General features: G+C 71.4%; 10 protein-coding genes and 1 pseudogene. 9 read left to right on the plus strand and 2 right to left on the minus strand.

Features of this window, described 5'->3' with window-relative positions:
- Window positions 1–31 precede the first annotated feature (31 nt).
- Window positions 32–472, minus strand: a complete 441-nt coding sequence (locus ACFWIA_RS29340; RefSeq protein ID WP_387010246.1) for an SRPBCC family protein — start codon at window positions 470–472, stop codon at window positions 32–34.
- Between the two features lie 53 nt (window positions 473–525).
- On the minus strand, window positions 526–1371 hold the full coding sequence (locus ACFWIA_RS29345; protein WP_387010248.1) for a polysaccharide deacetylase family protein: 846 nt from the start codon (window positions 1369–1371) through the stop codon (window positions 526–528).
- A 306-nt stretch (window positions 1372–1677) separates the two neighbouring features.
- Here ACFWIA_RS29345 and kdpF (ACFWIA_RS29350) point away from each other — a divergent pair, with 306 nt between their 5' ends.
- From kdpF (ACFWIA_RS29350) to ACFWIA_RS29390, 9 genes and pseudogenes are all read left to right on the plus strand, one after another.
- Window positions 1678–1767, plus strand: a complete 90-nt coding sequence (gene kdpF, locus ACFWIA_RS29350) for a K(+)-transporting ATPase subunit F (RefSeq protein WP_385493321.1) — start codon at window positions 1678–1680, stop codon at window positions 1765–1767.
- A 28-nt stretch (window positions 1768–1795) separates the two neighbouring features.
- Window positions 1796–4396, plus strand: coding sequence for an ATP-binding protein (locus ACFWIA_RS29355; protein ID WP_387010250.1), 2601 nt, complete (start codon window positions 1796–1798; stop codon window positions 4394–4396).
- A gap of 37 nt (window positions 4397–4433) precedes the next feature.
- Complete coding sequence (locus tag ACFWIA_RS29360; protein ID WP_387010252.1) at window positions 4434–4664, plus strand: hypothetical protein; 231 nt, start codon at window positions 4434–4436, stop codon at window positions 4662–4664.
- Entirely contained in the window at window positions 4661–4750 is a 90-nt protein-coding gene (kdpF, locus tag ACFWIA_RS29365) for a K(+)-transporting ATPase subunit F (RefSeq protein WP_385493318.1), read from the plus strand. Before ACFWIA_RS29360 ends, kdpF (ACFWIA_RS29365) begins: the two co-directional genes overlap by 4 nt.
- Before the next feature lie 8 nt (window positions 4751–4758).
- Entirely contained in the window at window positions 4759–6420 is a 1662-nt protein-coding gene (gene kdpA, locus ACFWIA_RS29370) for a potassium-transporting ATPase subunit KdpA (RefSeq protein WP_387010255.1), read from the plus strand.
- A complete protein-coding gene (gene kdpB, locus ACFWIA_RS29375; protein ID WP_387010257.1) occupies window positions 6420–8573 on the plus strand; it encodes a potassium-transporting ATPase subunit KdpB in 2154 nt (717 codons plus the stop codon). The genes kdpA and kdpB overlap by 1 nt, the downstream gene beginning before the upstream one ends.
- Window positions 8574–8578: 5 nt before the next feature.
- Window positions 8579–9244 (plus strand): potassium-transporting ATPase subunit C, encoded by a 666-nt coding sequence (locus tag ACFWIA_RS29380; RefSeq protein ID WP_387010259.1) that lies wholly within the window; start codon window positions 8579–8581, stop codon window positions 9242–9244.
- Window positions 9245–9329: 85 nt separating this feature from the next.
- Window positions 9330–10013 (plus strand): response regulator, encoded by a 684-nt coding sequence (locus ACFWIA_RS29385; RefSeq protein ID WP_387010261.1) that lies wholly within the window; start codon window positions 9330–9332, stop codon window positions 10011–10013.
- A gap of 10 nt (window positions 10014–10023) precedes the next feature.
- A pseudogene (locus ACFWIA_RS29390) lies at window positions 10024–10334 on the plus strand (histidine kinase); the annotation flags it as partial.

Raw genomic sequence — 10334 nt, forward strand, 5'->3', positions numbered from 1 at the left:
TATGTGCGTGTGGTGTGGGGAGGGTGGCGGGTTAACGCCGCCCGCGTAGCAGTCCGTTGACGGTGCGCCCGAACATCGAGCGGCCGGCCGCCGCGAGCAGCGGGTCGCCCCAGGAGGGCACTCCGCGGACGCCGATCTCCTCCCGCCACGACACCCGGCTGCCGCGGGGGTCGGGCCGGACGTGGATCTCGGCCCAGCCGCGCACCCACGTCCCCCGCTTCTCCAGCCGGCAGTGCCCGGCCCGGTCCTGCTGCGGCGGCACCCACTCGACGATCTCCATCGGATCGTCGACCCCGAGCCCGCCGATCGCGGTCCTGGCCACCAGTCGGGTGCCCCGGCCCACGGGCGGGGCGGTGGTCACGGTGAGCCGGGTGCACGGGACGAACGCACCGTGCCGTTCCCAGTCCACCAGCCGTTCCCAGGCCTCGACGGGCCCGAGAGGGGTGGTGCGTTCCAGCGCGACGAGGGCCATGCCCCGATGGTAGGTCCCCGGTCGGGGGTTCCCCGGCTCATCGGCCGCGGGGCTCAGCGGTAGACCTTGCCCGGTTCCGGGACGCCCGGTGCGAAGAGCTGGGGCACCGTGACGAAGGTGTACCCCTGGGACTTCAGTTTGGTGATGATGCCGGGCACGGCGGGCACCGTTCCGCGGTAGATGTCGTGCAGCAGGATGATGCCGTCGCGGCCCGCCTGGTCGAGGACGCGCTCCTCGATGAGGTCCGAGTCGTTGGTCTTGTAGTCCTTGGCCGTGACGGTCCACAGCACCTCGGAGAGGCCGAGGTCGCGGGATATCTCGTTCACGTCGTCGTCGGTCCGCCCCTGCGGCGGTCGCATCAGGGTCGGCTTGCGGCCTATCAGCTTCTCTATCGCGGTGTTGGTCCGCTCCAGTTCCTCGCGCACCTCGTCGGTGGAGAGGTCGGTGAGGTTGCGGTGCGTCCAGGTGTGGCTGGCTATCTCGTGCTTCTCCGCGGCCATCTGCTTGACCAGTTCGGGGTAGGTGTCGATGTGCTTGCGGCCGAGCAGGAAGAAGGTCGCGGGGACCTTCTCCTCCTTCAGGATGCGCAGCAGTCGCGGGGTGTACTTGCCCGGGCCCGCGTCGAAGGTCAGGGCTATGCACTTCTTCTCGCGGCAGTCGACGGAGCCGAAGGCGCCCTTGCCGTCGTCGCCCGCGGCGGAGCGGACGTCGGCGGGCGACTCCGTGTCGATGCGGAGCCAGTCGACGATGCCCACGGCGGCCAGCGCCCCGGCTGTGAGGACCGCCACAGCGATCACCACCGTGCGCGGACGCAACCTGAAACGTCGTTTTTCCGTCTTGTCCGCCGTGGTGGATTCCTGGGGCGCCGTCGTGGCGTCGAGCTGATCGGTCTCGTGCATGGCCGTCACTATACGCACGGTGTATACACGGGGTTCATAGCGGGGTAGGTGTTGGGTGCACCGACTGACGGGGACCGCTCTCCGCCCGGTCGCCGAGGCCCCACGGCGAGCGGTGGGCGACCCCACCCGTCCGGCGGAACCCGCCCGCGTCCGCGCGTCAACAGGGTGTCAACGTCACCGGCCCGGCCGACAAGGCACCGTCAAGACCGGTACGCGCCCGCTCCGCCCGGGGTTCCGTGGAAGCACCACCCCCGCCCGCCGGACCCGCTGCGAGCGCGTCCGCGGCACCCTGAAGGAGTCGCTCCCATGACCGTCGAGAACGTGGTGGGCCTGCTGGTCGCCCTCAGTCTGATCGGCTACCTCGTGATCGCCCTGATCTTCCCGGAACGGTTCTGAGCCGGGCCCGGTCCCTCGCGCCCCGCCCATGAATCACACCCACGTGCCCCCCGCACCCCCGGGCCGCAGCAGTGGCCCCGGCCGTCTCAAAGTGTTCCTCGGCGCCGCGCCCGGCGCGGGCAAGACCTGCCGGATGCTGGAGGAGGCCCACCGCAGGGCGGCCCGCGGCACGGACGTCGTCATCGGGATCGTCGAGTCCCACGGCCGCCCCCGCACCCTGGCCCTGACCGGGGGACTGACCGCACTGCCCCGCGCCCCGGGCGCCGCGCCCGGACTCGACCTCGGCGCCCTGCTGGCCCGCCGCCCCGGCCTCGCCCTGGTGGACGACCTCGCCCGCGCCAACCCGCCCGGCTCGCCCCACCCCCACCGCTGGCAGGACGTGGCGGCCCTGCTCGCCGCCGGCATCGACGTCGCCACCACCGTGGACGTCCGCCACCTGGAGTCCCTCAGCGACGTGGTGGAGAAGATCACCGACGTACCGCAACCCGAGCGGGTGCCCGACGAGTTCGTCCGCGGCGCCGACCAGATCGAGCTGGTCGACGTCCCGCCGGACGCCCTGCGCCGCCGACTGGTGCACGGCGACATCTGCCCGCCCGACGAGGTCGACGCCGCGCTCGCCAGCTACGTCCGGCCCGGCACCCTCACCGCCCTGCGCCAACTCGCGCTGCTCTGGCTCGCCGACCAGGTGGACCAGGCCCTGCACGAGTACCGCACCGCGCACGGCATCGGGGGCGTGTGGGAGACCCGCGAACGGGTCGTCGTCGCCCTGACCGGCGGCCCCGAGGGCGACACCCTGATCCGACGCGCCGCCCGGATCGCGGACCGGGCCGCCGGCGGCGACCTGCTCGCCGTCCACGTGACGCGCAGCGACGGACTCGCCGCCGGCACCTCGCACGGCGCGCTGGCCCGGCAACGACGACTCGTCGAGAGCCTGGGCGGGACGTACCACTCGGTCGTCGGGAACGACGTGCCCACCGCCCTGGTCGAGTTCGCCCGCGCCGAGGACGCCACCCAACTGGTGCTCGGCACCAGCCGCCGGGGCCGGGTCGAACGCTTCCTCACGGGACGCGGCACCGGGGACACCATCGTCGCGCTCTCCGGCGACATCGATGTCCACATCGTCACCCACGAGCGCGCCGGCCGCGGCACCCTGCTGCCCTCCCGACGGCGGACCCTGCCACCGGCGCGCACCGCCGCCGGACCGGTCGCCGGGCTCCTGCTCCCCGTCCTGCTGACCCTGCTGCTCGACCTGGACGCCGCCCGCGCCGCGCTCGACCTCACCAGCGAGGCCCTGCTGTTCCTGCTCGCGGTGGGCGCCGTCGCCTGCATCGGCGGGGTCACCTCCGCCGTCGTCGCCTCGGTCACCGCCTCCCTGCTCCTCAACTACTGGTTCATCCCGCCCGTCGGCCGCTTCACCCTCCACGACGCCAACGCCCTCATCGCCCTCGCCGTCTTCGCCGTGGTCGCCGCGACCGTCGCCGCCGTCGTGGACCGCTCGCTACGGCTGTCCAGACGTTCGGCCCGCGCCACCGCCGAGGCCGAGACCCTCTCCTCCCTCGCCGGCAGCATCGTGCGCGGCGACGCCACCATCCCGGCCCTGCTCGACCGGGCCCGGGAGACCTTCGGCGTCACCTCGGTGGAACTCGTCGACATCCGTCCGGCGGCCCGGGGGCTCCTCCTCGCGGACACCACGACCACCCCGCCCACCGGCACCCGGGCCCCCTCCGACCCCGCCGAAGAAGCCGTCACCACCGTCGCCGCCGGGCCCGACACCCGGCTGGTGCTGCGCGGACGCACCCTGGCGGCCTCCGAGCGGCGGGTGCTGGTCGCGTTCGCCGCGCACGCGGGAGCCGCCGTCGAACGGGACCGACTCGCCCGGGCCGCAGCCGAGATAGAGCCGGTACGGGCCGCCGACCGGATGCGGACGGCGCTGCTGCGGGCCGTCGGACACGACCTGCGGACCCCGCTGGCCGCGGGCTGGGCCGCCGTCACCTCGCTGCGCAGCCGGGACGTCGAGTTCAGCGCCCGGGACCGCGAAGAACTCCTCGCCACCGCCGACACCTCCATGGCCCGGCTCAGCGCCCTCGTGGAGAACCTGCTCGACCTGAGCCGGCTGGAGGCCGGGGCGCTCACCCTGTGCCTGCGTCCCACGGCCCTGGAGGAGGTCATCGCCCCGGCCCTGGAGTCCCTGCCCGGCGGGCTGCCGACGGTCGAGGTCCGCAACCTGGAACGGGTCCCGGACGTCCTGGCCGACCCTCCGCTGCTGGAGCGCGTCCTCGCGAACCTGGTCGCCAACGCGGTGCACCACGCTCCGCCCGTGCACCCCGTGCTGCTCACCGCCAGCGCCCTCGCCGACCGGGTCGAGCTGCGGATCGCGGACCGGGGACCCGGGCTGCCCGCGGCCGGACGGGAGCGGATCTTCGAGCCCTTCCAACGGCTCGGCGACACCGACAACACCAGCGGACTCGGCCTCGGCCTCGCCCTGTCGCGGGGGCTCACCGAGGCCATGGACGGCACCCTCACCCCGGAGGACACCCCGGGCGGCGGCTTGACGATGGTGCTGCGCCTGCCCGTGGCGCGGAGCGCACCGGAGCCGGACCGCGCGGCCGACCGGCCCCCGTTCAGGTGATCTTTCCGCAGGTCAGAGCGGCAGGCCGGGAACGCGTATGGGAGCCGTCAATACCGTGCGGGGCGCCGTAAGAGGAGCGTCAACGGCGGTGGTCGGAGGCGGGATAGCAGGTTTCCTCAAACAGTCCGCTTATCCGACTGCATTCGGTCGACCTGGTCGACCGATCTCAACCCAGGAGCTCACGATGGCCGACCTGGCCTTCGTCGTCACCACGATCGCGGTCTTCGCGCTGGTGGCGCTCGTCGCCAAGGGGGTGACGAAGCTGTGACCGTCGAAAACACCATCGGCCTGATCGTGGCCGTCGCCCTGCTGGGCTACCTCGTCCTCGCCCTCATCTATCCGGAGAGGTTCTGAGCCCGGTCATGAGCCCCGAACTCGCTGGAGTGCTCCAGCTCCTGGCGCTGGTGGCCGCGCTCGCCCTGGCCTACCGCCCGCTGGGTGACCACATGGCCCGCGTCTACTCCTCCGACCGCCACCTGCGGATCGAGAAGTGGATCTACAAGGGCATCGGCGCCAACCCGAGCGCCGAAATGCGCTGGCCCGCCTACCTCCGCGGCGTCCTCGCCTTCTCCGCCGTCGGCGTCCTCTTCCTCTACCTGCTGCAACGAATCCAGGGCAGCCTGCCCGGCTCCCTCGGCTTCGCCTCGATCGACCCCGACCAGGCGTTCAACACGGCCGCCTCGTTCGTCTCCAACACCAACTGGCAGTCGTACTACGGCGAACAGGCCATGGGCCACGTCGTCCAGACCGGTGGCCTGGCGGTGCAGAACTTCGTGTCCGCCGCCGTCGGCATGGCCGTCGCCGTCGCCCTCGTCCGCGGCTTCGCCCGCTCCCGCACCGGTGAACTCGGCAACTTCTGGTCCGACCTGGTGCGCGGAGTGGTGCGCATCCTGCTGCCCCTCGCGGTGATCGGCGCGATCGTGCTCGTCGCCACCGGAGCCATCCAGAACTTCGCCGGCATCCACGAGGTCGGCCAGTTCACCGGCGGCAGCCAGCAGTGGAACGGCGGTGCGGTCGCCTCCCAGGAGGCCATCAAGGAACTCGGCACCAACGGCGGCGGCTACTTCAACGCCAACTCCGCCCACCCGTTCGAGAACCCCAACGCGTTCTCCAACCTCTTCGAGATCTTCCTGATCCTGCTGATCCCGTTCTCGATCACCCGCACCTTCGGCGTCATGGTCGGCTCGGTGCGCCAGGGCTACGCGATCCTCGGCACGATGGTCACCATCTGGGTCGCCTTCATCGCCCTGATGTGGTGGACCGAGTTCGCCCACCGCTCGCCCGCCTACGAGATCGCGGGCGCCGCGATGGAGGGCAAGGAGACCCGGTTCGGCGTCGGCGCCTCGGCGATCTTCGCGGTGTCCACCACCCTCACCTCGACCGGCGCGGTCGACTCCTTCCACTCCTCGTACACCGGCCTCGGCGGCGGCATCACCATGCTCGGCATGATGCTCGGCGAGATCGCGCCCGGCGGCGTCGGCTCCGGCCTGTACGGCATGCTCATCATGGCCGTCATCGCCGTGTTCCTCGCCGGACTCATGGTCGGCCGGACCCCCGAGTACCTGGGGAAGAAGATCGGCACCCGCGAGATCAAACTCGCCGCCTGCTACCTCCTCGTCACCCCGACCCTGGTCCTGGTCTTCACCTCCGCGTCGATGGCCCTGCCCACCCCGCCCGACTCCATGCTCAACCCCGGCGCGCACGGCTTCTCCGAAGTCCTCTACGCCTTCACCTCGGGCGCCAACAACAACGGCTCCGCCTTCGCCGGACTCACCGCGGACACCCAGTGGTACAACACCACGATCGGCCTCGCGATGCTCCTCGGCCGGTTCATCCCGATGGTGTTCGTCCTCGCCCTCGCCGGCTCCCTCGCCGAACAGAAGCCCGTGCCCGTCACGGCCGGCACCCTCCGCACCGAGAAGCCGCTGTTCACCGGGCTGCTCGCCGGAACCATCCTCATCATCACCGGGCTCACGTACTTCCCCGCCCTGGCCCTCGGCCCGCTCGCGGAAGGGCTGGCCTGATGACCCCGCGCACCGACAACCCCGCAGGTGACCCCATGACCGTTCCCGCGCCCCCCAGTGCCTCCCCGAGCCGGGCGCCCCACCAGGACGTCCCGACCGGGCACCAGGACGCCGGACGGGTCGGCGCCGGACTCTTCGACCCCGCGCAACTGGTGAGGTCGCTGCCCGACGCCTTCCGCAAGCTCGACCCCCGCGTGATGGTCAAGTCGCCCGTCATGTTCGTCGTCCTCGTCGGCTCGGTCCTGACGACCGGGTTCTCCCTCGCGGACCCCGGCGACTGGTTCGGCTGGACCATCTCCGCCTGGCTGTGGCTCACCGTGCTCTTCGCCAACCTCGCCGAAGCCGTCGCCGAAGGCCGCGGCAAGGCCCAGGCCGACACCCTCCGCAAGGCCAAGACCGACACCGTCGCCCGCCGCCTCACCCAGGACGGCCACGGCGAGGAACAAGTGCCCGGCACCGAACTGCGCGTCGGGGACCGGGTGGTGTGCGAGGCCGGCGACATCATCCCCGGGGACGGCGACGTCGTCGAAGGCGTCGCCTCCGTGGACGAGTCCGCCATCACCGGCGAGTCCGCCCCCGTCATCCGGGAGTCCGGCGGCGACCGTTCGGCCGTCACCGGCGGCACCAAGGTCCTCTCCGACCGCATCGTCGTCACCATCACCACCAAACCCGGCGAGACCTTCATCGACCGGATGATCGGCCTGGTCGAGGGCGCCGCCCGCCAGAAGACCCCGAACGAGATCGCGCTCAACATCCTGCTCGCCTCGCTCACCATCGTCTTCCTGCTCGCGGTCGTCACCCTCCCCCCGTTCGCCGACTACGCCGGCACCGAACTGTCCATGGTCGTCCTGGTGGCGCTGCTCGTCTGCCTGATCCCCACCACCATCGGCGCCCTGCTCTCCGCCATCGGCATCGCCGGCATGGACCGACTGGTGCAGCGCAACGTGCTCGCCATGTCGGGCCGCGCCGTCGAAGCCGCGGGCGACGTCTCCACCCTGCTCCTCGACAAGACCGGCACCATCACCCTCGGCAACCGCCAGGCCGCCGAGTTCGTCCCGGTCGCCGGCACCACCGAGTCCGAGGTCGCCAACGCGGCGCAGCTGTCCTCCCTCGCCGACGAGACCCCCGAGGGCCGCTCGATCGTCGTCCTCGCCAAGGAGAAGTACGGACTGCGCGAGCGCCACCAGGGCGAACTGGCGGGCGCCGAGTGGATCTCCTTCACCGCCCAGACCCGGATGTCCGGCGTCGACGTCGACGGCCGCAAGATCCGCAAGGGCGCCACCGGCTCGGTCCTCACCTGGGTCCGCGACCAGGGCGGCACCCTCGCCCCGGACGCCGACACCGCCGCCGAACGGATCTCCCAAGCCGGCGGAACGCCCCTGTTGGTCGCCGTCGAGGACGACCGCGGCGCCCGCGTCCTCGGTGTCATCCACCTCAAGGACGTCGTCAAGGAGGGCATGCGCGAACGGTTCGCCGAACTGCGTCGCATGGGCATCAAGACCGTCATGATCACCGGGGACAACCCGCTGACGGCCAAGGCCATCGCCGACGAGGCCGGAGTCGACGACTTCCTCGCCGAGGCCACCCCCGAGGACAAGATGGCCCTCATCAAGCGGGAACAGGCCGGCGGCAAGCTCGTCGCCATGACCGGGGACGGCACCAACGACGCCCCCGCCCTCGCCCAGGCGGACGTGGGCGTCGCGATGAACACCGGCACCTCCGCCGCCAAGGAGGCCGGGAACATGGTCGACCTCGACTCCAACCCGACCAAACTCATCGAGATCGTGGAGATCGGCAAGCAACTCCTCATCACCCGGGGCGCCCTCACCACCTTCTCCATCGCCAACGACGTCGCCAAGTACTTCGCGATCATCCCCGCGCTGTTCGCCGCCGTGTACCCGGGTCTCGACACCCTCAACGTGATGCGGCTCGACTCGCCCGACTCGGCCATCCTGTCCGCGGTCATCTTCAACGCGCTCGTCATCATCGCGCTGGTCCCGCTCGCCCTGCGCGGCGTCCGCTACCGACCGGTGAGCGCCGACAAGCTGCTCCGCCGCAACCTCGGCATCTACGGCCTCGGCGGACTGATCGCGCCCTTCATCGGCATCAAGGCCATCGACCTGCTCCTCTCCCTCATCCCCGGGATCGGCTGACCGCCATGAACACCTCCGTATCGAACACCGCCCGGCTGCTGACCGCCGGACTGCGCGCCCTGCTGGTGCTCACCCTGGTGACCGGCGTGCTCTACCCGCTCGCGGTCACCGGCGTCGCCCAGGGCCTCTTCCGGGACAAGGCGAACGGCTCCGAGATCACGTCCGACGGCAAGGTGGTCGGCTCGGCGCTCATCGGGCAGGCGTACAACCTGCCGCTGAAGGAGGGCGAGGGGACCCCGACGGCCGACCTCAAGTGGTTCCAGGGCCGGCCCCAGAACGGCCTCGGCACCAACTCCGTCAACACCCAGTACCGCCTGATCCTCTCCGGTGCGACCAACCTGGCCGGCGACAACCCGGCGCTGATCGAACAGGTCAAGGCCGCACAGGCCGCGGTGGTCAAGGACAACTCGGTGCCCGGCCACCCGGTCGCCCCCGGTGACGTCCCCGCCGACGCGGTGACCTCCTCGGGATCGGGTCTCGACCCGGCGATCTCCCCCGCGTACGCGGACCTCCAGGTCCGCCGGGTCGCCGCCCGCAACGGGCTGCCCGTCGAGCGGGTCCAGGAACTCGTGGACGCACACGAACAGGGCCGACTGCTCGGCTTCATGGGGGAGCCCACCGTGAACGTCCTCGAACTGAACGTCGCCCTCAAGGAACTCACCCGCCGCTGACGCCGGGACCCGGGTCCGGCCCGCCCAGCGCGGTGCCGGACCCGGGCCACCCGCACGGCGCCCCGACCGAGGAGGCCGCACACCGATGACCCGGGTCCTGGTGGTGGAGGACGATCCCCAACTCGTCACTGCACTGGTCATCACTCTCAGAGCCCGCGGCTACGAGACCGACACCGCCGCCGACGGCGTCACCGCCCTCAGCCGGGCCACCGACCGACCACCGGACGCCGTGCTCCTCGACCTCGGGCTGCCCGACATGAGCGGCGTCGCCGTGCTCCGGGTGCTGCGCGGACGGAGCCCGGTCCCCGTCGTGGTGGTGTCGGCCCGCCGAACGCCCGAGGAGAAGGTCGCGGCCCTCGACGCCGGCGCCGACGACTACGTCACCAAGCCGTTCAGCATGGACGAACTCCTGGCCCGGCTACGGGCCGCCGTACGACGCGGCGGCAGCGTCGTCGGCGGCCTGAACCCGCCCCTGGTCACCACCGACGACTTCACCGTCGACCTCGTCGCCAAACGGGCCGCCCGCGCCGGCCGGGACATCCGACTCACCCCCACCGAATGGCACGTCCTGGAGATCCTGGTGACCAACCCCGGCCGCATGGTCGGCCAGCGGGAACTGCTGCGCGAGGTGTGGGGCCCCTCGCACAGCGGAAAATCGAACTACCTGCGGGTGTACCTGGCCCAGTTGCGCCGCAAACTGGAACCCGACCCCTCACACCCCCGCTATCTGATCACGGAGCCCGGCATGGGCTACCGCTTCGAGAGGTGAGGACCAACGGATGGGACGCGGGAAGCTACGGATCTACCTCGGTGCGGCGCCGGGTGTGGGGAAGACGTATGCGATGTTGTCGGAGGCGCATCGGCGGGTGGAGCGGGGTACGGATTGTGTGGTGGCTTTCGTGGAGCATCATGGGCGGCCTCGTACGGAGGTGATGTTGCACGGGGTGGAGCAGGTGCCGCGGGTGGAGTTGGGGTATCGGGGTGCGGTGTTCTCTGAGATGGATGTGGGGGCGGTGTTGGCGCGGCGTCCTGTGGTGGCGTTGGTGGATGAGTTGGCGCATACGAATGTGCCGGGGTCGCGGAATGCGAA

It is taken from the genome of Streptomyces sp. NPDC127068 (genome assembly GCF_042724695.1).
Lineage (GTDB): Bacteria > Actinomycetota > Actinomycetes > Streptomycetales > Streptomycetaceae > Streptomyces.